Below are 22768 nucleotides of genomic sequence, written 5' to 3' on the forward strand. Positions count from 1 at the left end.
GAATATTCCTCTCCCCGCATGGAGAGGGGACCGTTCGGCGCGGCCGGCAGGAGTCGAACGTTTTCCGGTTCTGCATGCGTGATTCAGATAAGCTTTGCCATTCCCTTATTCTCTTTTCGACTTCCAAATCGCCAAACGGTATATAAAACCGTTACTCCTTTCATAGCCGTTATAAATATGATGATCAGCAGAAAATCATCATATTGATAAGGGTGCGCAATGGCCGTTAAATCACTAAAAAAAGGATATCTGGCGCTGGCTGCTTCTGTGCTGCTGGTCGCGCAGGCGCAGGCGACGGAATTGCTGAACAGTTCCTACGATGTTTCCCGCGAGCTGTTTGCCGCCCTTAACCCGCAGTTCGAACAGCAGTGGGCGAAAGATAACGGCGGCGATAAGCTGACGATTAAACAATCTCATGCCGGGTCATCAAAACAGGCGCTGGCGATTCTGCAAGGGCTGAAGGCCGACGTGGTGACCTACAATCAGGTGACCGATGTCCAGATTCTGCACGACAAAGGCAAGCTGATCCCCGCCGACTGGCAAAGCCGTCTGCCGAATAACAGCTCGCCGTTTTACTCCACCATGGGCTTCCTGGTGCGTAAAGGCAACCCGAAGAATATCCACGACTGGAATGACTTAGTGCGTTCCGACGTGAAGCTGATTTTCCCGAACCCAAAAACCTCCGGCAACGCGCGTTACACTTATTTAGCGGCGTGGGGCGCGGCGGACAAGGCTGACGGCGGCGATAAAGCGAAAACCGAGCAGTTCATGACCCAGTTCCTGAAAAACGTCGAAGTGTTTGATACCGGCGGTCGCGGGGCTACCACGACCTTCGCCGAGCGCGGTCTGGGCGATGTGCTGATCAGCTTCGAATCGGAAGTGAATAACATCCGCAAACAGTATGAAGCGCAGGGCTTTGAGGTGGTTATCCCGAAGACCAACATCCTGGCCGAGTTCCCGGTGGCGTGGGTGGATAAAAACGTCCAGGCCAACGGTACCGAGAAAGCGGCAAAAGCCTATCTCAACTACCTGTACAGCCCGCAGGCGCAGACCATCATTACCGATTACTACTACCGCGTGAATAACCCGGACGTGATGAACAAACTGAAAGATAAATTCCCGCAGACCGAACTGTTCCGCGTGGAAGATAAATTTGGCTCCTGGCCTGATGTGATGAAAACCCATTTTGCCAGCGGCGGTGAGCTGGACAAACTGCTGGCGGCGGGGCGTAAGTAATGTTTGCAGTATCGACTAAACGCGTGCTGCCGGGCTTTACCTTAAGCCTCGGGACCAGCCTGCTGTTCGTCTGCCTGATCCTGTTGTTGCCGCTCAGCGCGCTGGTGATGCAGCTTGCCCAGATGAGCTGGGCGCAGTACTGGGACGTGGTGACCAACCCGCAGGTGGTGGCTGCCTATAAAGTGACGCTGCTGTCGGCGTTTGTCGCCTCCATTTTTAACGGCGTGTTCGGCCTGCTGATGGCGTGGATCTTAACCCGCTACCGCTTCCCGGGCCGCACGCTGCTTGATGCGCTGATGGATTTGCCGTTTGCGCTGCCGACGGCCGTTGCCGGCTTAACCCTCGCCTCGCTCTTCTCCGTGAACGGGCTGTACGGCGAGTGGCTGGCGAAATTTGATATTAAAGTCACCTATACCTGGCTCGGTATCGCGGTGGCCATGGCCTTTACCAGCATCCCGTTTGTGGTGCGTACCGTGCAGCCGGTGCTGGAAGAGTTGGGCCCGGAATATGAAGAAGCGGCGGAAACCCTGGGCGCCACGCGCTGGCAGAGCTTTCGCAAGGTGGTGCTGCCGGAGCTCTCCCCGGCGCTGATGGCGGGCGTTGCGCTGTCCTTTACCCGCAGCCTCGGTGAGTTCGGCGCGGTGATTTTTATCGCCGGCAACATTGCGTGGAAAACGGAAGTGACCTCGCTGATGATTTTTATCCGTTTGCAGGAGTTTGATTACCCGGCGGCGAGCGCGATTGCTTCGGTGATCCTCGCGGCCTCGCTGCTGCTGCTGTACTCGATTAACACTCTGCAAAGTCGCTTTGGTCGACGTGTGGTAGGTCACTGATGGCGGAAGTTACGCAATTGAAGCGATACGATGCGCCCCGCATCAACTGGGGTAAATGGTTTCTGATCGGTGCGGGCGTGCTGGTTTCCGCGTTTATTCTCGTTGTGCCGACGGTGTATATCTTCGTTCAGGCCTTCAGCAAGGGGCTGATGCCGGCGCTGGAAAACCTGGCGAACCCGGATATGCTGCACGCCATCTGGCTGACCGTGCTGATTGCGCTGATTACCGTGCCGGTGAACCTGGTGTTCGGTACCCTGCTGGCGTGGCTGGTGACGCGCTTTAACTTCCCGGGACGTCAGCTGCTGCTGACCCTGCTGGATATTCCTTTTGCCGTGTCGCCGGTGGTGGCGGGCCTGGTTTATCTGCTCTTTTACGGCTCCAACGGGCCGCTGGGCGGCTGGCTGGATGAGCACAACCTGCAGATCATGTTTGCCTGGCCGGGCATGGTGCTGGTTACCATCTTCGTGACCTGTCCGTTTGTGGTGCGCGAGCTGGTGCCGGTGATGTTAAGCCAGGGAAGCAACGAAGACGAAGCGGCGGTGCTGCTTGGCGCGTCAGGCTGGCAGATGTTCCGCCGCGTCACGCTGCCGAATATCCGCTGGGCGCTGCTTTACGGCGTGGTGCTGACCAACGCCCGCGCGATTGGCGAGTTTGGCGCCGTTTCCGTCGTCTCCGGCTCTATTCGCGGTGAAACCCTGTCGCTGCCGCTACAGATTGAACTGCTGGAGCAGGACTACAATACTGTCGGCTCCTTTACTGCCGCCGCGTTGCTGACGCTGATGGCTATTTTGACCCTGTTTTTGAAGAGTGTGGTGCAGTGGCGTTTAGAAAATCAGGAAAAACGTCAGCATCAGGAGGGAAATCATGAGCATTGAGATTGCCAATATTAAGAAGTCTTTTGGTCGCACCCAGGTGCTGAATGATATCTCGCTGGATATCCCTTCCGGACAAATGGTGGCGCTGCTCGGGCCGTCTGGCTCCGGTAAAACCACGCTGCTGCGTATTATCGCCGGGCTTGAGCATCAGACCAGCGGGCACATCCGCTTTCACGGCACCGACGTGAGCCGTTTGCATGCCCGGGATCGTAAGGTGGGCTTTGTATTCCAGCATTACGCGCTGTTCCGCCATATGAACGTATTCGACAATATTGCGTTTGGCCTGACCGTACTGCCGCGCCGCGAGCGCCCAAATGCGGCCGCCATCAAAGCGAAAGTGACCAAACTGCTGGAGATGGTACAGCTTGCGCATCTGGCGGATCGCTTTCCGGCGCAGCTCTCCGGCGGGCAGAAGCAGCGCGTGGCGCTGGCGCGTGCGTTAGCCGTTGAACCGCAGATACTGCTGCTGGATGAACCCTTCGGCGCGCTGGACGCCCAGGTGCGTAAAGAGCTGCGTCGCTGGCTGCGTCAGCTGCATGAAGAGCTGAAGTTCACCAGCGTCTTCGTCACCCACGATCAGGAAGAGGCGATGGAAGTCGCGGATCGCGTGGTGGTCATGAGCCAGGGCAACATTGAGCAGGTTGACGAGCCGGAGCAGCTCTGGCGTGAACCGGCGACCCGCTTCGTGCTGGAGTTTATGGGCGAGGTGAACCGTCTGCAGGGCACCATTCGCGGCGGACAGTTCCACGTGGGGGCGCACCGCTGGCCGCTGGGCTATACCTCCGCGCATCAGGGGCCGGTCGATCTGTTCCTGCGTCCGTGGGAAGTGGACGTCAGCCGCCGCACCAGCCTGGATTCGCCGCTGCCGGTGCAGGTGCTGGAAGCTAGCCCTAAAGGTCACTACACGCAATTGGTGGTACAACCGCTGGGCTGGTATACCGAGCCGCTGACCGTGGTCATGCGCGACGACGTCCCGCCGCACCGGGGAGAGCGCCTGTTTGTCGGTCTGCAGCATGCCCGTATTTATCACGGGAAGGAACGCATTGAGACGCGCGAGGATATTGCTCTGGCGGAGTCAGCCTGATAGGTTATCGCGTATGTTTTTCGCCCGGTGGCGTAATGCTTACCGGGCTTTTTATTGGGCAAAACCGTGAATACATTAGAACAAACAATCGGCAACACGCCTCTGGTCAAACTGCAGCGCATGGGGCCGGACAACGGCAGCGAAATCTGGGTCAAACTTGAAGGCAACAATCCGGCGGGGTCGGTGAAAGACAGGGCGGCCCTGTCGATGATTGTCGAGGCCGAAAAGCGCGGAGAGATTAAACCCGGAGATGTGCTGATTGAAGCGACCAGCGGCAACACCGGCATTGCGCTGGCGATGATCGCCGCGCTTAAAGGCTATCAGATGAAGCTGCTGATGCCGGACAACATGAGCCAGGAGCGCCGTGCCGCCATGCGCGCCTACGGTGCGGAGCTGATTCTGGTCACCAAAGAGCAGGGAATGGAAGGCGCGCGTGACTTAGCGTTAGCCATGGCGCAGCGCGGCGAAGGCAAGCTGCTCGATCAGTTCAACAACCCGGACAACCCGTACGCGCACTACACCACTACCGGGCCGGAAATCTGGCAGCAGACCGACGGGCGGATCACCCATTTTGTCTCCAGCATGGGTACCACCGGCACCATTACCGGCGTATCGCGTTTTCTGCGCGAGCAGGATAAAGCGGTGAGCATCGTGGGGCTGCAGCCGGAAGAGGGGAGCAGTATTCCCGGAATTCGCCGCTGGCCTGCCGAATATATGCCGGGCATTTTTAACGCGCAGCTGGTGGACGCGGTGCTCGATATCCATCAACAGGATGCCGAAAACACCATGCGGATGCTGGCGGTGAAGGAGGGAATTTTCTGCGGCGTCAGTTCCGGCGGCGCGGTGGCGGGCGCGCTACGCGTGGCGGGTGAAAATCCTGGCGCGGTAGTGGTGGCGATCGTTTGCGATCGCGGCGATCGCTACCTTTCTACCGGCGTATTTGGCGAAGAGCACTTTACCCAGGGCGCGGGAATTTAAACCTCGGGCGCGTCGAGCAGGTCCGTACCGTAGGAGTTATCCACGGTGCAGAGCCAGCGTTCGCCCTGCTGACGAAAGACATAGGTTGCGCGCCGCGTGACCTGTGTTATCCCGGCTTCCGCCGTCGGGATATCCAGCCGGGTCTCCATAATCACCAGCGCATTGCCGCCGCCTTCGATAATCTCCATTTTTCCCTGCGTCACCACCAGCCGGTGCTGGAAATAGTCGGCAATGGCGATAAACGCGTTGCGGATATTTTCTTTGCCCCGCACCACCATGCCTGGCTTGACGACCAGCGCGGCGTCTTCAGCGTAATACTCCATCAGTGTCGCGTAATCCTCCAGGGAGATAGCGCGATCGCAGGCTTCGATGGCGGCTTTAAGCTGTGGGTTGGGATTGTGCATTTCTGGCGATCCTTAAACTGTCGGGCTTTAATAAAAGCCTTTTGCTTACTTTGCCGTCAGCTTATCAAGAAACGTCCACAGCTTCTCATTCATTTCGCGATAATCCCAGGCACGCATCTCCTGTTCACTACGAATGAAACGCCTGCCTCTGGCGGCGCTAAGCTCCTGCTGCGAATGGGCGATCAGCAGCTCGATGACCTCAGCATCAAACTCCATGTGGCACTGGAAGCCATAGACCCGGTCGCTGTATTTCACAATTTGCCGCGGGCAGCCTTCGCTGGAGGCCATCACTTCCGCCTCCGGGGTCAGGCCGGGCATATCGTTATGCCAGTGGCCGACGACCAGCGAGGGGCCAAAATGGGCCAGTTTGTCATCCTGCAGGCCCGCGGTGGTGAGCGTGATGGGATAGTGACCCACCTCTTTTTCCGGACTTTGCATGACCGGCGCGCCCAGCGCTTCACCGATAAGCTGCGAGCCGAGGCAAATCCCTACCACGATCCGTCCTGCGGCAATGGCCTGCGCAATCAAACGCTGCTCGGCGTGGCTATCAAACCAGGGGCACTCAGATAATGTCGTGCGCGGCGACTGCGGACCGCCGAGCACAACCAGCATATCAAAAGCGTTGGCGTTTTCCGGTAGCCTGTCCCCCGCGTATACCCGCGACCAGCTGATACCGTAGCCGCGCGCCTGCGCCCAGTGCAGGTAAGCTCCCGGCGCTTCAAAGACTTCATGGACGATAAAGTGGATCTGCATAGCGTTAACTCCCGTCACTGTTGTTGTAATATCTGGTATAAGTCATTGGCGAGCTTATTCATTTCATTGTCGCTGAGCGTCGCAAGCGACAGCCTCAGCCCGTGCGAAGGGGCGCGAATGCCGAACGTTTCGCCTTCGCGAACCAGCCAGCCGGCGTGCGCCAGACGGAGCGCTACCGGCTGGCTCGGCTCTTCCAGCGGGAACCAAAAATTAAGGCCGTCTCCCGGCGTCAGGTGGGTGATTCCGCGGCTGGCGAGGGCGGCAATCAGCTTTTCATGCTGCTGACGATAGTGGCGCCGGGTTTCCGCCAGAGAGGCCATAAAGGTGTTGTCGTTAAGGCAGGCGATGACCAGATCCTGCAACAGATGGCTGACCCATTGGCTACCGGAATTAAGCCTCAGGCGCAGCGCCGCCGACGTGTCAGCGTCGCTGGCGACGATGGCCAGACGCAAATCTGGTCCCAGGGTTTTTGACAGGGAGCGTACCAGCGCCCAACGCTGACTTTCCGCGGCGATAGGGGAGTACCAGGGCGTGGCGGAGAGCAGCGCGAAATGGTCGTCAACAATCACCAGAACCTGCGGATAGCGGGCCAGTATTTCGCGTATTGCCCGGGCGCGGGATTCGCTGAGGCTACAGCCGGTCGGATTGTGCGCGCGCGGGGTAATAATGACCGCCCGGGCGCCGTTGCGCAGCGCCTCTTCAAGGGCCTCAGGCTGCATGCCTTCCCCGTCGACCGGTACCGGCGAAGGGCTAAAACCGGCGTAGCGCAGCATATTGATGCTGCTGAGAAAGCAGGGGTCTTCGATGGCCACGCTATCGCCGGGCAGCAGCAGGGCGCACAGCAGGCGCTCAAGCGCATCGACTGCGCCGCTGGCAAGGTTAATATCGGCATCCAGGTTCACATCGTTGTTAACCCAGCGGCTGGCCCACGCGGCCAGCCGTGGTTCAACCGCCGCATCGCCGTACAGACGAGGCGCTGGCGCAATTGCGCCGAGATAGTGCTTGAGGTTTGCCAGGCGAGCGGGGTCGGGATTGCCGCTGGAGATATCCTTCAGCGGCGAAGAGGGATCGCCACCTTCAAGGGCGGGAAGGGTATTATGCGTTTTAATGGCGGTACCATTACGCCCCTTGCTGATAGCCAGGCCAGAGGTCACCAGTCGCTTATAGGCGGCAGCGACGGTATTGCGGTTAACCGACAGCTTGCCCGCCAGCTCGCGGACCGGCGGTAAAACATCGCCAGGCTTGAGTGCGCCGCTTTGTACCAGATGGCGGATGCTATCGAAGATCTCACTGGCAGTTTTTCCAACGATCATTATTGACCTATGACAAAATGAATTTTAGCATAGGACGAATGATAATCAGAGTATGACCCGCTGTCCAGCGGGGGGAGAAAGGATGGGCCAGCAAGATGAAATACAATCGGTGCTCTTCAACGATAAAAGTCGGGCGCTTCAGGTCGATATTGTGGCCGTGCAGTCGCAGGTGGTCTACGGCAGCGTAGGCAACAGTATTGCGATACCGGCGATAAAGCAGCACGGCCTGCGGGTCATCGCGGTGCCGACGGTGCTGTTCAGCAATACGCCGCACTATGATACTTACTATGGCGGCGTTATCCCGGAAGAGTGGTTTGCCGGCTATTTAAAGGCGCTGGAGGAGCGTGACGCCCTGCGCGAGCTGCGGGCGGTAACGACCGGCTATATGGGCAGCGCCGTGCAGATTAAGCGTCTGGCGCAATGGCTGCTGCGCATTCGCGAGCAGCATCCTGAACTGTGTATTCTCGTTGATCCCGTCATTGGCGATGTGGATAGCGGTATTTACGTCAAGGCCGAGATCCCTGAAGCCTATCGTACGCATTTGCTCCCGCTGGCGCAGGGGATCACGCCCAATCTGTTTGAGCTGGAGACGCTAAGCGGTCTGCCTTGCCATAATCAGCAGGAGGCGATTATTGCCGCCCGTAGTCTGCTCTCTGATTCACTGAAATGGGTCGTTATCACCAGCGCGCCGGGAGAAAATAGCGCCACGATCAACGTGCTGGTGGTTAGCGCGCAGTCGGTCGAGGTGGTTGAACATCCGCGCGTTGAAACCGATCTGAAGGGAACGGGCGACCTTTTTTGCGCCGAGCTGGCGAGCGGCCTGGTATGCGGAATGCCGCTGGGCGAGGCCGCCCACGCTGCCGCGCAGCGGGTGCTGGCGGTTATGACCTGGACCAATGAACAGGGCTGCGATGAGCTCATTCTTCCGCCGCATAGGGAGGGAGAATGAAGAGCTATCGTTTAGTGGTGCGTCAGCAGGGAAGAGTCGTCGGCCATTTTGAGACCACCGGCAGCGAAGCCCTTGAGGATGTCTGCGAAGTGGGATCTTTATTTGGCGCCGTTGGCGGATATCAGTGTGATTTACAGGTTTCTGACAGCGAGAAGCGGATTCTGGAAAGCGGCCCGGAAGGGATGAAAATACTTTCGCGGGAGAAGTGCTATCGGCCGTTTAAAGCGGCGAGATAAAAAAATGGCGCCCGAGAGGCGCCATTCTTCTGCGGCAAGAATTACTTCTTGATGCGGATAACCGGTGTTTCACCCACGGTTACGCTACCGGACAGTTTGATCAGCTCTTTGATCTCGTCCATGTTGGAGATAACAACCGGAGTCAGGGTAGACTTGGCTTTCTCTTCCAGCAGCGGCAGATCGAATTCGATAACCGGGTCGCCGACTTTCACACGCTGGCCTTCTTCGGCGATACGTTTGAAGCCTTCGCCTTTCAGCTCAACGGTATCAATACCGAAGTGAACGAACAGTTCAATGCCGCTATCAGATTCGATTGAAAAAGCATGGTTGGTTTCAAAAATTTTACCGATGGTACCATCTACCGGCGCAACCATTTTGTTGCCAGTAGGTTTGATAGCAATGCCATCACCCACAATTTTTTCCGCAAAAACTACATCCGGCACGTCTTCAATGTTGACGATCTCGCCAGAGAGCGGGGCAACAATCTCAATAGTTCCGGTGTCTTTTTTATCATCAGAAACCAGAGATTTCAATTTATCGAACAAACCCATGATCTTCTCCTAAGCAGTAATTTGGGCCGCGCATCTCGTGAATTAGCAGATTGTTTTTTCTTCAATGAACTTGTTAACCAGCGTCATTAACTCGTCCGTTGTCGGTTGAGCAAGAGCCTGCTCTGCTAATACTTTCGCATCTTCGAAGTTCGTGTTACGGATAATCTTCTTGATGCGCGGGATGGAAATGGCGCTCATAGAGAACTCGTCCAGACCCATACCCAGCAACAGAAGTGTAGCACGTTCATCGCCCGCAAGCTCACCGCACATGCCAGTCCATTTGCCTTCAGCATGAGAAGCATCAATAACTTGCTTAATCAGCGTCAGCACGGACGGGGACATTGGCTGGTAAAGATGTGAAATCATATCATTACCACGGTCAACTGCCAGAGTATACTGCGTTAAATCATTGGTACCGATACTAAAGAAATCAACTTCTTTGGCTAAGTGACGCGCAATTGTCGCAGCGGCTGGGGTTTCCACCATCACGCCAATCTCAATTGCCTCATCAAAAGCCTTACCTTCGAGCTTAAGTTCCTGTTTGTAGATTTCGATCTCTTTCTTCAGTGCACGCACTTCTTCAACAGAGATGATCATCGGGAACATGATGCGCAGTTTACCGAAAGCGGAAGCGCGCAGGATGGCACGAACCTGGTCGCGCAGAATCTCTTTGCGATCCATGGCGATGCGCACTGCGCGCCAGCCGAGGAACGGGTTCTCTTCTTTCGGGAAGTTCATGTACGGCAGCTCTTTGTCGCCGCCGATGTCCATGGTGCGAACGATAACCGCCTGCGAGCCGCACGCTTCGGCAACGGCTTTGTATGCTGCGAACTGTTCTTCTTCAGTCGGCAGCGAGTCGCGGTCCATGAACAGGAATTCTGTACGATACAAACCAACGCCTTCCGCGCCGTTACGTTCGGCACCTTCAACGTCGCGTACGGTACCTATGTTGGCGCAGACTTCAACCTGATGGCCGTCCAGCGTAATGGCCGGCAGGTCTTTCAGCTTAGCCAGTTCCGCTTTCTCTTCAGCGACCTGAGCCTGCAGGTTGCGCAGTTCTTCGATTTGTTGATCGCTCGGGTTAACCAGAACCTGATTATTCACCGCGTCGAGAACCAGATAATCGCCGTTTTTCACCTGGGTAGTCACGCTACCGGTGCCCACGATGGCCGGCAGTTCAAGGGAACGCGCCATGATGGAGGTATGGGAAGTACGGCCGCCCGCGTCGGTGATGAAACCCAGCACCTTGTTCAGGTTCAGCTGTGCGGTTTCAGACGGGGTGAGGTCAGCGGCTACCAGGATAACTTCATCCTGAATCGCGCTCAGATCGATGATGGCCAGACCGAGGATGTTGCGCAGCAGGCGCTTACCGATGTCGCGTACGTCAGCGGCACGCTCTTTCAGGTATTCGTCATCCAGTTCTTCCAGGGCAGTAGCCTGACCTTCGATAACTTCATTGGCTGCCGCATCGGCAGTCATATGCTTATCTTTAATCAGGGCTATGATTTCCTGCTCAAGCTCCTCATCTTCCAGCAGCATGATGTGCCCTTCGAAGATGGCTTCTTTTTCTTCACCGAAGGTTTCACCAGCTTTGGTTTTGATGACCTCCAGCTGGGCGGAGGCCTTGGTGCGGCCATTCAGAAAACGTTCAACTTCCTGATCAACCTTATCGGCAGAAATTTTCTTCCGGTCGATGACAATTTCATCTTCTTTCAGCAGAAGTGCCTTGCCGAAAGCGATACCCGGGGATGCTAAAATGCCTGAAATCATAACCCTACCTTACTTGTGACTGATATTAAAAAGAACCCGTGAACTTACTCGAGTTCAGCCATCAGTTTTACCAGATGCTCAACTGCTTTTTGCTCGTCTTCGCCTTCGGCAGAGAGAGTGACAACGGTACCCTGGGTCAGGCCCAGAGTCTGCAGTTTGAACAGGCTTTTGGCGCTGGCGCTTTTGCCGTTGGAGGTTACAGTGATCTCAGAAGTGAAGCCTTTTGCTTCTTTAACAAACTGAGCAGCAGGGCGGGTGTGCAGACCGTTCGGAGCGGTAATAGTAACTTCTTGCTGGAACATTATATTTCCCCAACTTATAGGTTTAGTGTTGTGGACCTAAAGTTTAGCCTAACGGCCAAACTTTAGCCTGTATCGTTAGCGCCGGCATCACGTATCCGGCTCCGGCACCATCAGCGGAAAATTGCTGTGGAAACCTTCAGGCCGTTAACGTCTACCACGTCATTAAACATTATGCCGCTAAAGGAAGACTTGAACCAAATCATAAAATCGATTCAGCTTATGGAAATCCAAATCGGAATAATTTCGCGCATCGAAATAAATGTGCTGGTTAAATACCAGACCCAACGAAGTGAATCAATGCCAGGAGGGGTAAAAGTTTGATGTACGCCACAAAAAAGCACCTGAAAAGGTGCTTTTTTACACGATATTAACAAGCTGGCATTACTGTTGCAGTTCTTTCTCGGTGAAGAGATCGGCAAACAATGCGGTGCTTAAATAGCGCTCACCTGAAGAGGGTAGGATAACCACAATATTCTTGTTGGTAAAGGCTTCATCCTCCTGCAGCTTCAGCGCAGCGGCAACGGCAGCGCCGGAAGAGATGCCGGCCAGAATGCCTTCCTCTTCCATCAGGCGACGGGCGGTGGAAATGGCTTCTTCATTGGTAATAGCCACTACTTTATCCACCAGCTTCAAATCCAGGTTGCCTGGGATAAAGCCTGCGCCAATACCCTGGATTTTGTGCGGGCCTGGCTTCAGCTCTTCGCCTGCCAGCGCCTGGGCGATAACCGGGGAGTCGGTAGGTTCAACGGCAACGGTAATCAGATCTTTTTTACCTTTGGTGCCTTTGATATAGCGGCTCACGCCGGTCAGCGTACCGCCAGTACCGACGCCGGAGATGAAGACGTCGATTTGACCATCGGTATCTTCCCAGATTTCCGGGCCGGTGGTTTTTTCATGAATTTCCGGGTTTGCCGGGTTGCTGAACTGCTGGAGCAGGAGGAATTTTTCCGGGTCGCTGGCGACAATTTCTTCGGCTTTCTGGATGGCGCCTTTCATCCCCTTGGCGCCTTCGGTCAGCACCAGGTTAGCGCCCAGGGCCTTCAGCAGCTTGCGGCGTTCGATGCTCATGGTCTCCGGCATCGTCAGCGTCAGTTTATAACCGCGCGCCGCAGCCACGTACGCCAGCGCGATACCGGTATTACCGCTGGTCGGTTCCACCAGCTCAACGCCGGGCTTCAGCACGCCGCGTTTTTCGGCATCCCAAATCATATTGGCACCGATACGGCATTTTACGCTAAAGCTCGGGTTACGAGATTCTACCTTTGCCAGGATGCGTCCGTTACCGATGCGGTTCAGTCGTACCAGCGGCGTATGGCCGATAGTCAGGGAGTTATCTTCAAAAATCTTACTCATGGCCCGTCCTTAACTGTATGAAATTTGGGAGTACGGCTTCAGCATACCCGCTTAAAGAATATGCGGAAGTAAGGATTTAGCATATCTATATTCAGAAGAGAAATAATGGCAAGCCAGAAGTAATAAGGAGCGGCATAAGCCGCTCCGAAAGCGATAGCGCTACTTCCACATGGCGTGTTTGTCACGGTAGCAATCGACCCACATCGCCGTCGCGCCGCAAATCGCGACGGGCAGGATGACCAGGTTTAGCACCGGGATCATGGTAAACAGGCTGGTCAGGGCGCCAAACTGCATATTGGTCACTTTGCGCGTGCGCAGCGCCTGACGCATCGTTTTAAACGGCACCTTATGGTTATCAAAAGGGTAATCGCAGTACTGAATCGCCAGCATCCAGGCGCTGAACAGGAACCACAGCACGGGGGCGACGGTCTGGCCGATACCGGGGATAAAGTAGAGAAGCAAAAGGACGATGGCCCGCGGCAGGTACCAGGCGAACTTCTGCCATTCGCGCTTCATGATGCGCGGCACATCTTTCAGGATGCCGAAAACCCCGACGTCCGGCGGCGTCGCGCCCGTCAGGCGCGCTTCAAGCTGCTCGGCCAGCAGGCCGCTAAAGGGCGCGGCAATCCAGTTGGCGATTGTCGAGAAGAAGTAGCCGAAGACAAGCAGAATAGAAATGACCACCATGGGCCACAGCAGATAGTTAAGCCATTGCAGCCATTCAGGAACATGGCTCATCAACGAAGGGATCCAGCTGTCCAGACGCGTGAACAGCCACCAGAATGCGCCGCCCATCAGAATAATGTTGACGAGTAAAGGGAGGAATACGTATCGACGGATCCCCGGCAGCCCGATCAGCTTCCAACCCTGCGAAAAATAGTAGACGCCACTGCGCGGGGTCGTTACGGATGATGAAACCATAGTCAGGTAATGCTCCTTTTTTGACATCCAGGCTGAATGCCGGGCTATTTTATCGGGTTAGCAGACAATAACCAGTTAGGAAATGTTCGAAAAAACAGCAAAAAGCACGATTTAGTTCATCTTTATGTAGTGAAAGCCCCCGACGCACTTGCACTTGATGTAATCGGCAAATACTCTTAGTGAGTAAATGTTTGCCGTGGTGGCAAGGTGTTAGAACAACAGAGAATATAATGATGCAGGATTTGCGTCTGATATTAATCATTGTTGGCGCGATCGCCATAATCGCTTTACTGGTGCACGGTTTCTGGACCAGCCGTAAAGAACGCTCCTCGATGTTTCGCGATCGCCCACTGAAACGTATGAAGTCTCGCGACGATGAAGCGTCGGAAGGCGACGACTTTGATGACGATGTTGAAGGCGTTGGTGAAGTCCGGGTTCATCGGACCAGTCATGCGCCGAATGGCGTTCATGGGGAGCATGAAGCACCTCGTCAGCCGCAGCACCAGTATCAGCCTCCTTATGAGCGTCAGGCGCAACAGCCACCTGTGCGCCCGGAAGAGCCTGTCCGTGCACCGCAGCCGCCGCAACATCAGCCCGTTCACGCCCAGGCCCCGGTCCAGCAGCCGCAGCGCGCTGTGCCGCCTCAGCAGCCGGTACAGCCGCAGCCCGTTCCGCATGTGCAGCAACCCGTTCAGCATGCGCAGCAGCCCGTTCAGCATGTGCAGCAGCCGGTTCAACAACCTGCCGCCGCTCCAGAGCCGCAGCCGGCGCCGGAACCTCAGGCCCCTGAGCCGCAGCAGGCCGCGCCGCAGCCTAAAGAGCGTAAGGAGACGGTCATCGTGATGAACGTCGCTGCGCACCACGGTTCGCAGCTCAACGGCGAGCTACTCATCAATAGCATCCAGCAGGCGGGCTTCAAATTTGGCGATATGAATATTTTCCATCGCCACCTCAGCCCGGACGGCAGCGGTCAGGTGCTCTTCAGTCTGGCCAATATGGTTAAGCCTGGCACCTTCAATCCTGACAGCATGGCGGATATGATGACGCCCGGGGTGACTATCTTTATGCAGGTTCCGTCCTTTGGCGATGAACTGCAAAACTTTAAGCTGATGCTGCAGTCCGCGCAGTACATTGCCGATGAAGTCGGCGGCGTAGTGCTGGATGACCAGCGTCGTATGATGACGCCGCAAAAATTGCGTGAATATCAAGACCGAATTCGTGAAGTGAAAGAGGCTAACGCCTGATTCATCTTCTTGCGTTTCATCTACTTATCCTGAACCCCCGCCCGTCGGGGGTTTTTTATCATTGATGGTGTGATATGGAATCGAACGAACAAAAACTGACTGAACTGCGAACCACGCTTCGCCATCATGAATATCTCTACCACGTCATGGATACGCCGGAAATCCCTGATGCGGAATACGATCGGTTAATGCGCGAACTGCGCGAGCTGGAAGCTCAGCACCCTGAGCTGATCACCCCGGACTCGCCCACCCAGCGCGTCGGTGCCGCACCGTTAGCCTCTTTTAGCCAGATTCGCCATGAAGTCCCGATGCTGTCGCTGGACAACGTTTTTGATGAGGATAGCTTCCTCGCGTTCAACAAGCGGGTACAGGATCGCCTGAAAAATACCGATAACCTGACTTACTGCTGCGAGCTCAAGCTGGATGGCCTGGCGGTCAGTATCCTGTATGAAAACGGCCTGCTGGTGCAGGCGGCGACCCGCGGCGATGGAACGACCGGTGAAGATATTACCTCCAACGTGCGTACCATCCGCGCGATTCCCCTGAAGCTACGTGGTGACAATATTCCGCAGCGGCTTGAGGTGCGCGGAGAGGTGTTCCTGCCGCAGGCAGGGTTTGAAAAAATTAATGAAGAGGCGCGGCGAACCGGAGGTAAAGTCTTTGCTAACCCGCGTAACGCGGCGGCGGGGTCTTTACGCCAGCTCGATCCGCGAATTACCGCGAAGCGTCCACTCACTTTCTTTTGCTACGGCGTGGGCGTGCTGGAAGGCGGCGAGCTGCCTGCCAGCCACTCGGCGCGCTTGCAGCAGTTTAAGTCCTGGGGGCTGCCGGTCAGCGAGCGTGTAAAGCTCTGCCATACGCCAGAGGAAGTGCTTACTTACTATCGCCAGGTTGAAGAGGATCGGCCGAAGCTGGGGTTTGATATCGACGGCGTGGTCATCAAGGTCGATTCGCTGGCGCTGCAGGAACAGCTTGGCTTCGTAGCCCGCGCGCCGCGCTGGGCGGTGGCGTTTAAGTTTCCGGCGCAGGAACAGATGACTTTCGTGCGCGACGTTGAGTTTCAGGTCGGGCGCACTGGCGCCATCACGCCGGTTGCGCGTCTGGAGCCGGTACACGTCGCCGGGGTCCTGGTCAGCAACGCGACGCTGCATAATGCTGATGAAATTGAGCGTCTGGGGCTGCGTATCGGCGATAAGGTGGTCATTCGCCGCGCCGGCGATGTTATCCCTCAGGTCGTGAACGTCGTGCTCTCAGAACGCCCGGAGGAGACGCGTGAGATCGTGTTCCCCACCCATTGTCCGGTATGTCATTCCGACGTTGAACGCGTGGAAGGCGAAGTGGTGACGCGCTGTACCGGCGGTCTGATCTGCGGCGCCCAGCGTAAAGAAGCGCTCAAGCATTTTGTCTCCCGTCGCGCCCTGGACGTTGACGGTATGGGCGATAAAATCATCGATCAGCTGGTTGAAAAAGAGTACGTGCATACGCCGGCCGATCTCTTCCAACTGACGCCGGGTAAACTCACCGGGCTCGATCGCATGGGGCCCAAATCAGCACAGAACGTGGTGGATGCCCTGGAGAAGTCCAAAGAGACCACTTTTGCCCGTTTCCTGTATGCGCTGGGGATCCGCGAAGTCGGTGAGGCGACCGCAGCCGGTTTAGCGGCCCATTTTGGCACCATTGAGGCGCTGGAGCAGGCTTCAATTGACGATCTGCAAAAAGTGCCCGATGTCGGGATTGTGGTTGCCACGCACGTGCGTAATTTCTTTGCCGAAGAGAGCAACCGCGAAGTGATTGCTCAGCTGCGTAAAGAAGGCGTCCGCTGGCCGGCGCCAGTCGTGGTCAATGCGGAAGAGATTGATAGCCCCTTTGCCGGCAAAACGGTGGTTCTGACCGGTAGCCTGAGTCAGCTCTCCCGTGACGATGCGAAAGCCCGGCTGGTTGCGCTGGGGGCGAAGGTGGCGGGCAGCGTGTCGAAGAAGACCGACCTGGTCATCGCCGGGGAGGCGGCGGGCTCTAAGCTTGCCAAAGCGCAGGAGCTGGGAATTGCGGTGATCGATGAAGACGAAATGCTGCGTCTGCTCGGAGAGTCGCGTGGATAAAGATCGGCTTATTGAGATTGCCAATACGGAAATGCCGTTTGGTAAATACAAAGGGCGGCGCTTAATCGATGTGCCGGAAGAGTATTTGCTGTGGTTTGCCCGTAAGGATCAATTTCCCGCCGGGCATCTTGGCGAGCTGATGGCATTAACGCTATTGATTAAAACGGAGGGGCTGACCAGCCTGGTCGAGCCCCTTAAGCGCCCGCGTTAGGCTTCGGAGGCGCGGCTTTTCTCCTGCGCCTGTAACGCTTCGGCCTGGCGCTTATAGCGCCGCGCCAGCACCGCACAGACCATAAGCTGAATCTGATGGAAGATCATCAGCGGGAGAACCATTATCCCCAGGATAGAGGTCGGGAAGAGAATGTTGGCCATCGGAATGCCGTTCGCCAGGCTCTTTTTCGACCCGCAAAAGACAATCGTAATTTCATCCGCTTTATTAAACCCGCACCTGCGCGCCACAAAGACGTTAATCGCAATCACAATCGCCAGCAGCACCATGCTGACAATAACGATAAACAGCAGCGAACCAACGCCGACTTTGTGCCAGATACCGTTAACAACCGCCTCGCTGAACGCCGAATAGACCACCAGCAGGATGGAGGTCTGGTCGGTTTTCGAGATCCACTTTTTATGTTTTGCCACCCAGTTGCCAATCCATGGACGAGAGAGATGTCCCAGCACAAACGGCAGCAGCAGCTGCAGCATGATTTTGCCAACCTGCTCCAGACTCCCCCCCGCACCGTGCAGGTTCATCAACAGGCCGACCAGCAGCGGCGAAATGAAGATCCCCAGCAGGCTTGAGGCCGAAGCCGAGCATACCGCAGCCGCCACGTTGCCGCCCGCCAGAGAGGTAAACGCAATGGCTGACTGGACGGTGGCGGGAAGAATGCAGAGATAAATAAACCCGGTATAGAGCGCCGGATCGACGTTGACAGGCGCCCACCAGGCAAACAGCACGCCAAGCACGGGAAAAACGATAAACGTGCTGCACATGACCCAGAGATGTAAACGCCAGTGGCTTCCTCCGGCAACGATCGCCTCACGGGAGAGCTTGGCGCCGTGCATAAAGAACAGCAGCGCGATGGCGGCGGTAGTTAAATGCTCAAAGAAGGGGACAAATCCGCCGCGAGCAGGAAAAAAAGAGGCCAGCAGGACGACGGTGACTAACGTTAGGGTGAATGGATCAAGAATGCGGAAAAATTTCATAAACGCTCCTGAAAATCGATGTCGCTATTGTGCTTTCTTTAGTTTGAGAAATAAAATCGATTTATTGCATCTATTCATGAAAAAAAGAGATGAATTATTCGCTACGTCAGTTGAAGGTTTTTGTGACCGTTGCTCGCGTCAAAAGCTTTAGCCGGGCAGGGGAGAGTATTGGCCTGAGTCAGTCAGCGGTAAGCCACAGCGTGAAAGAGCTGGAACATCAGACCGGCGTACGCCTGCTTGACCGAACGACGCGCGAAGTGGTGCTCACGGAAGCTGGACAGCAGCTGGCGGCCCGGCTTGAGCGCCTGCTGGATGAGTTAAACGGCACGTTGCGTGAGGCCGGGCGCGTCGGGCAGCAGCTTATGGGAACCGTGCGGGTGGCGGCCAGCCAGACCATTTCCGCCCATCTGATCCCGCAGTGCATCGCCTACAGCAACCGTCGCTATCCGGAGATAGATTTCGTTCTGCACGATCGCCCCCAGCAGTGGGTGCTGGAGAGCATCCGTCAGGGAGAAGTGGATTTTGGCATTGTTATCGACCCTGGCGCCGCGACCGATTTGCAGTGTGAGGCGGTTCTCGCTGAACCTTTCCTGCTGCTTTGCCGTCGCGATCACCCTTTCGCTAAAAGGGACGCGGTGAGCTGGCATGCGCTGCATGACCAGCGGCTGGTTTTGCAGGATTATGCTTCGGGTAGCCGGCCGCTGATTGACGCCGCGCTCGCGGGATTCGCCGTTACCGCAAATATCGTGCAGGAAATCGGTCATCCGGCCACGCTATTTCCAATGGTTGAGTCGGGGATAGGCATCAGCATCCTACCTGCGTTAGCGCTGCCGCTTCCTCAGGGAAGTCATCTGCAGGTGAAGCGGCTCACCCCGGTGGTGGAACGCCAGCTGATGCTGGCGCGGCGTAAAAACCGCTCGCTATCGACAGCTGCAGAAGCGCTGTGGGAGGTGGTGCGGCAGCAGGCTGGCCAGCTGACCGCCTTACGTGAAAACGACCCCTTGTATCAGAAATGAAATCAATAGCTTTTTAATATCAAACGTCCGGGAAAACTGTATTGGTAATCGATTGCGTAGCATCGTTATAACAGCATGGTAGCCAATCACTTTATCGATCTTTCAGTTTTTAAGGACAGCTTATGAGCGACACGCTTTTCTCACAGAATCCCTGGTATAGCGCCGATATTATTCGCGGATATAAGCCGGATTTTACGCCGCGGGTGGCCTTTATCCTGGGGTCGGGTCTAGGGGCGCTGGCGGAACAAATTGAAGATGCGGTGGCGATATCTTACGAAAAGCTGCCCGGCTTTCCGGTGAGTACCGTGCACGGCCATGCCGGTGAACTGGTGCTTGGAAATCTGGCCGGCGTACCCGTTGCCTGCATGAAAGGGCGTGGGCACTTCTATGAAGGTCGGGGCATGACGGTGATGACTGACGCCATCCGGACGCTAAAGCTGCTGGGGTGTGAACTGCTGTTTTGTACTAACGCTGCCGGTTCTTTACGTCCGGAAGTGGGGCCGGGAAGTCTGGTGGCGCTCAGCGATCATATTAACACGATGCCGGGTACGCCAATGGTGGGCCTGAATGATGAGCGCTTCGGCGAACGCTTCTTCTCCCTGGCCAACGCCTATGACGCGGATTACCGCGCCGTTCTGCAGCGCGTAGCGGAGGAGGAGGGGTTTCCGCTGACTGAAGGCGTATTTGTCTCTTATCCCGGGCCGAATTTTGAAACGGCGGCGGAGATTCGCATGATGCAGATTATCGGCGGCGATGTGGTGGGGATGTCCGTCGTGCCGGAAGTCATCGCTGCCCGCCATTGCGAGCTGAAAGTGGTGGCCGTCTCAGCCATTACCAATCTGGCTGAGGGCCTCGGCGATGTGAAACTATCTCACGCGCAAACCCTGGCAGCGGCCGAACTCTCCCGGCAGAACTTTATTAACCTGATCTGCGGCTTCTTACGCAAACTGGCCTGAAAAAATAATAAATATTGACCCCGCTTGCGGGGTCTTACTTTAATGGCAAGGAACGGAAAAATGGGTATCGCCTCTCGCTTAAAACTCATGTCGTTTTTGCAATATTTTATCTGGGGTAGCTGGCTGGTCACCCTGGGTTCTTACATGATAAACACACTGCATTTCACCGGGGCAAATGTCGGCATTGTCTATAGTTCCAAAGGGCTGGCGGCCATTATCATGCCCGCCATTATGGGGATCGTTGCCGATAAATGGCTACGTGCAGAACGGGCCTATATGCTCTGCCACCTGGTCTGCGCGGGCGTGCTTCTTTATGCAACGACCGTCACCGATCCGGAGACGATGTTCTGGGTAATGCTGATTAACGCGATGGCCTATATGCCGACTATCTCGTTGTCTAATAGCATCTCCTATTCATGTCTGGCGCAGTCCGGCCAGGATCCGGCGACCGCGTTTCCTCCTGTTCGCGTATTTGGCACTCTTGGTTTTATTGTCGCCATGTGGACGGTGAGCCTGATGGGGCTGGAGCTGAGCAGCGCGCAGCTGTATATCGCCTCTGCCGCGTCGTTATTACTGGCGATTTATGCACTTACGCTACCGAAAATTGCTGTGACCGAGAAAAAACCTGGCGCTACATTGGCCACGAGGCTGGGACTGGATGCATTCGTATTGTTTAAAAATCCGCGGATGGCCATTTTCTTTTTCTTCGCGATGATGCTCGGGGCGGTACTGCAAATAACCAACGTCTTCGGTAACCCCTTTCTGCATGATTTCGCCCGCAACCCGGCGTTTGCCGACAGCTTTGTCGTACGCTATCCCTCTATTTTGCTTTCGGTCTCGCAGATGGCGGAAGTTGCCTTTATTCTCACCATTCCATTCTTTCTGAAACGCTTTGGCATTAAAACGGTCATGCTGATGAGTATGCTGGCGTGGACGCTGCGCTTTGGCTTTTTTGCCTTTGGCGATCCCTCTCCGTTCGGTTTTGTTCTGCTGCTGATGTCGATGATCGTTTACGGCTGCGCATTCGACTTCTTTAATATTTCAGGGTCGGTGTTCGTAGAGCAAGAGGCGGGGGCGCATATTCGCGCCAGTGCGCAGGGGTTGTTTATGACTATGGTGAACGGTGTTGGCGCATGGGTAGGTTCGGTTCTCAGCGGCATGGCCGTGGATTACTTCTCTGTTGATGGCGTAAAAGAGTGGCAGACCATCTGGCTGGTGTTCGCGGCCTATTCATTGCTGCTGGCGGTTATTTTTGCCGCGTTCTTCAAATATAAACATGAACCTGAGAAGTTAATGAAAAAAGCGCTGACGCATTAATCCTCTTCCGCGGCGGCACATGTTCCGCCGTTTCATTTTTTCTGATGCAGTGTGGTAACTTTGCGCATTATCTTTATGCCTCAGGAGCGCATGACCCATGGAACGCACGCATCGTATCGATCTGAAGTTATTGCGCTATTTTCTGGCTGTTGCCGAAGAGCTGCATTTTGGTCGTGCGGCGGCCCGTCTGAACATGTCGCAACCTCCGCTCAGCATTCACATTAAAGACCTGGAGCAGCAGCTTGGCACGCTGCTGTTTGTTCGCCACTCCCGCAGCGTAGCGTTGACCCACGCAGGGAAAATCCTGATGGAGGAGTCCCGTCGTCTGCTTTCCAGCGCGAATCAGGCGCTGGCGCGCGTGGAACAGATTGGGCGGGGTGAGGCGGGACGGGTAGAGCTGGGCGTGATAGGTACGGCTATGTGGGGAAAAATGCGTCCGGTGATGCGGCGTTTTTTGAAAGAGAACCCTAACGTAGAGGTGCTTTTTCGCGAGAACATGCCCGCCATGCAGATGGCGATGCTGGAACGACGCGAGCTGGACGCCGGCGTCTGGCGGATGGCGACAGCGCCTTCTCCTGGATTTACCAGCCTGCGCTTGCACGAATCCTCTTTTCTGGTGGCCATGCCGGAAGAGCATCCGCTTGTCGCGCGTAAGGCGATCCCGCTTGCGGCTTTGCGTAACGAATATTTTGTCACCATGCCTTCAATACATACCGACTGGACGTTTTTGCAGCGCGTGTGCCAGAGCGCCGGATTCTCGCCGATGATTATCCGTGAAGTGATGGAGCCGCAAACGGTTCTGGCGATGGTCAGTATGGGGATAGGTATTACGCTCATCGCTGATAGCTATGCGCAAATGACGTGGCCGGGGGTGGTGTTTCGTCCGCTGGAAGAACGCATACCGGCAGATTTGTATATCGTCTATGACCAACAGCAGGCGACGCCCGCGCTGGAGAAGCTGATTGCGGCGCTGGTGAATTGATGGTCAGTGGCGGATAGCAAGATGAAGGCCCGTGTCGGCTTTGTCTATCGCAGATAGCAAAAAAGCGCCGCCAGCGCCATTTTTACATTGGTGGGTCGTGCAGGATGACTCGCTTCGCTCGCCCTCCGGGCCGTCGCCGCAGGCGGCTCCGTTGTCTCTCTTCGCTACTCGTCTCATCCTGAGACTCGCCCTTCGGGCAACGCTACGCGTTGTGCAAAATTGTTCCCGACAATTTTGTCGACTCGAACCTGCGGCAGGTTCGAGTCTTATATATCGCAGATAGCAAAAAAGCGCCTTTAGGGCGCTTTTTTACATTGGTGGGTCGTGCAGGATTCGAACCTGCGACCAATTGATTAAAAGTCAACTGCTCTACCAACTGAGCTAACGACC

The 22768-nt window shown here is 55.9% G+C and carries 23 protein-coding genes; 14 read left to right on the forward strand and 9 right to left on the reverse strand.

The genetic code is table 11. The features are described from left to right. Positions 1-219: 219 nt before the first annotated feature. From cysP to cysM, 5 genes are all read left to right on the forward strand, one after another. Positions 220-1236 (forward strand): thiosulfate/sulfate ABC transporter substrate-binding protein CysP, encoded by a 1017-nt coding sequence (gene cysP, locus ACESQ2_RS20685; RefSeq protein WP_014230322.1) that lies wholly within the window; start codon positions 220-222, stop codon positions 1234-1236. Next, a complete protein-coding gene (cysT, locus tag ACESQ2_RS20690; RefSeq protein ID WP_004123378.1) occupies positions 1236-2069 on the forward strand; it encodes a sulfate/thiosulfate ABC transporter permease CysT in 834 nt (277 codons plus the stop codon). Before cysP ends, cysT begins: the two co-directional genes overlap by 1 nt. Continuing rightward, entirely contained in the window at positions 2069-2944 is an 876-nt protein-coding gene (gene cysW / locus ACESQ2_RS20695; RefSeq protein WP_046878231.1) for a sulfate/thiosulfate ABC transporter permease CysW, read from the forward strand. Before cysT ends, cysW begins: the two co-directional genes overlap by 1 nt. Beyond that, a complete protein-coding gene (gene cysA, locus ACESQ2_RS20700) occupies positions 2934-4028 on the forward strand; it encodes a sulfate/thiosulfate ABC transporter ATP-binding protein CysA (protein ID WP_014230320.1) in 1095 nt (364 codons plus the stop codon). Before cysW ends, cysA begins: the two co-directional genes overlap by 11 nt. 66 nt (positions 4029-4094) lie before the next feature. Further along, positions 4095-5006, forward strand: a complete 912-nt coding sequence (gene cysM, locus ACESQ2_RS20705) for a cysteine synthase CysM (protein WP_014230319.1) — start codon at positions 4095-4097, stop codon at positions 5004-5006. Here cysM and ACESQ2_RS20710 read toward each other — a convergent pair. Genes ACESQ2_RS20710 through ptsJ form a run of 3 tightly spaced genes read right to left on the reverse strand, consistent with a single transcriptional unit; the run spans position 5003 to position 7476 of the window. Then, complete coding sequence (locus tag ACESQ2_RS20710; RefSeq protein ID WP_224260800.1) at positions 5003-5410, reverse strand: nuclear transport factor 2 family protein; 408 nt, start codon at positions 5408-5410, stop codon at positions 5003-5005. The two genes, cysM and ACESQ2_RS20710, sit on opposite strands and share 4 nt — an antisense overlap. Positions 5411-5455: 45 nt before the next feature. After that, positions 5456-6163 carry a type 1 glutamine amidotransferase gene (locus tag ACESQ2_RS20715; protein WP_224260799.1) on the reverse strand — a complete coding sequence of 236 codons (708 nt, stop codon included), beginning with the start codon at positions 6161-6163 and terminating at the stop codon, positions 5456-5458. A gap of 14 nt (positions 6164-6177) precedes the next feature. Further along, entirely contained in the window at positions 6178-7476 is a 1299-nt protein-coding gene (gene ptsJ / locus ACESQ2_RS20720) for a transcriptional regulator PtsJ (protein ID WP_046878228.1), read from the reverse strand. An 82-nt stretch (positions 7477-7558) separates the two neighbouring features. Between ptsJ and pdxK the strand changes: the two genes are divergently transcribed. Together pdxK and ACESQ2_RS20730 are read left to right on the forward strand one after the other, a co-directional pair. Further along, complete coding sequence (gene pdxK / locus ACESQ2_RS20725) at positions 7559-8425, forward strand: pyridoxine/pyridoxal/pyridoxamine kinase (protein ID WP_014230316.1); 867 nt, start codon at positions 7559-7561, stop codon at positions 8423-8425. Further along, positions 8422-8661 carry a hypothetical protein gene (locus tag ACESQ2_RS20730; protein WP_004104337.1) on the forward strand — a complete coding sequence of 80 codons (240 nt, stop codon included), beginning with the start codon at positions 8422-8424 and terminating at the stop codon, positions 8659-8661. The genes pdxK and ACESQ2_RS20730 overlap by 4 nt, the downstream gene beginning before the upstream one ends. A 41-nt stretch (positions 8662-8702) precedes the next feature. Here ACESQ2_RS20730 and crr read toward each other — a convergent pair whose 3' ends face one another. The 5 genes from crr to cysZ form a co-directional block, all read right to left on the reverse strand. Continuing rightward, on the reverse strand, positions 8703-9212 hold the full coding sequence (gene crr / locus ACESQ2_RS20735; protein WP_000522253.1) for a PTS glucose transporter subunit IIA: 510 nt from the start codon (positions 9210-9212) through the stop codon (positions 8703-8705). A 42-nt stretch (positions 9213-9254) separates the two neighbouring features. Beyond that, entirely contained in the window at positions 9255-10982 is a 1728-nt protein-coding gene (gene ptsI / locus ACESQ2_RS20740) for a phosphoenolpyruvate-protein phosphotransferase PtsI (protein ID WP_032750846.1), read from the reverse strand. 44 nt (positions 10983-11026) lie between these two features. Further along, positions 11027-11284 (reverse strand): phosphocarrier protein Hpr, encoded by a 258-nt coding sequence (ptsH, locus tag ACESQ2_RS20745; RefSeq protein WP_002913505.1) that lies wholly within the window; start codon positions 11282-11284, stop codon positions 11027-11029. Between the two features lie 381 nt (positions 11285-11665). After that, positions 11666-12637, reverse strand: a complete 972-nt coding sequence (cysK, locus tag ACESQ2_RS20750) for a cysteine synthase A (protein ID WP_046878226.1) — start codon at positions 12635-12637, stop codon at positions 11666-11668. A 159-nt stretch (positions 12638-12796) separates the two neighbouring features. Beyond that, entirely contained in the window at positions 12797-13558 is a 762-nt protein-coding gene (gene cysZ, locus ACESQ2_RS20755; protein ID WP_009654873.1) for a sulfate transporter CysZ, read from the reverse strand. Positions 13559-13788: 230 nt separating this feature from the next. On the opposite strand from cysZ, the gene zipA reads away from it, so the two are divergent. From zipA to ACESQ2_RS20770, 3 genes are all read left to right on the forward strand, one after another. Beyond that, positions 13789-14802: a cell division protein ZipA gene (gene zipA / locus ACESQ2_RS20760; RefSeq protein ID WP_014230313.1), complete on the forward strand. Its 1014-nt coding sequence runs from the start codon at positions 13789-13791 to the stop codon at positions 14800-14802. Between the two features lie 74 nt (positions 14803-14876). Then, entirely contained in the window at positions 14877-16901 is a 2025-nt protein-coding gene (gene ligA, locus ACESQ2_RS20765; protein WP_219558538.1) for an NAD-dependent DNA ligase LigA, read from the forward strand. Next, the gene (locus tag ACESQ2_RS20770; RefSeq protein WP_004852992.1) at positions 16894-17112 is read left to right on the forward strand and encodes a DUF3820 family protein; all 219 of its coding nucleotides are present in this window, start codon (positions 16894-16896) and stop codon (positions 17110-17112) included. Before ligA ends, ACESQ2_RS20770 begins: the two co-directional genes overlap by 8 nt. Here ACESQ2_RS20770 and ACESQ2_RS20775 read toward each other — a convergent pair. Then, complete coding sequence (locus ACESQ2_RS20775) at positions 17109-18107, reverse strand: bile acid:sodium symporter family protein (RefSeq protein ID WP_004852990.1); 999 nt, start codon at positions 18105-18107, stop codon at positions 17109-17111. The genes ACESQ2_RS20770 and ACESQ2_RS20775 overlap by 4 nt on opposite strands. A gap of 89 nt (positions 18108-18196) precedes the next feature. On the opposite strand from ACESQ2_RS20775, the gene ACESQ2_RS20780 reads away from it, so the two are divergent. The 4 genes from ACESQ2_RS20780 to ACESQ2_RS20795 all read left to right on the forward strand — a co-directional run bounded on the left by ACESQ2_RS20780 (position 18197) and on the right by ACESQ2_RS20795 (position 22378). Next, entirely contained in the window at positions 18197-19123 is a 927-nt protein-coding gene (locus ACESQ2_RS20780; protein ID WP_032693079.1) for a LysR family transcriptional regulator, read from the forward strand. 122 nt (positions 19124-19245) lie between these two features. Next, complete coding sequence (xapA, locus tag ACESQ2_RS20785) at positions 19246-20079, forward strand: xanthosine phosphorylase (protein WP_014230309.1); 834 nt, start codon at positions 19246-19248, stop codon at positions 20077-20079. 60 nt (positions 20080-20139) lie between these two features. After that, positions 20140-21396 (forward strand): nucleoside permease, encoded by a 1257-nt coding sequence (locus ACESQ2_RS20790; protein ID WP_014230308.1) that lies wholly within the window; start codon positions 20140-20142, stop codon positions 21394-21396. Between the two features lie 97 nt (positions 21397-21493). Beyond that, on the forward strand, positions 21494-22378 hold the full coding sequence (locus ACESQ2_RS20795; protein WP_032750841.1) for a LysR family transcriptional regulator: 885 nt from the start codon (positions 21494-21496) through the stop codon (positions 22376-22378). Positions 22379-22768: the final 390 nt, after the last annotated feature.

The sequence above is a fragment of the Klebsiella sp. Q11 genome, assembly GCF_964241505.1.
GTDB lineage: Bacteria > Pseudomonadota > Gammaproteobacteria > Enterobacterales > Enterobacteriaceae > Klebsiella > Klebsiella michiganensis.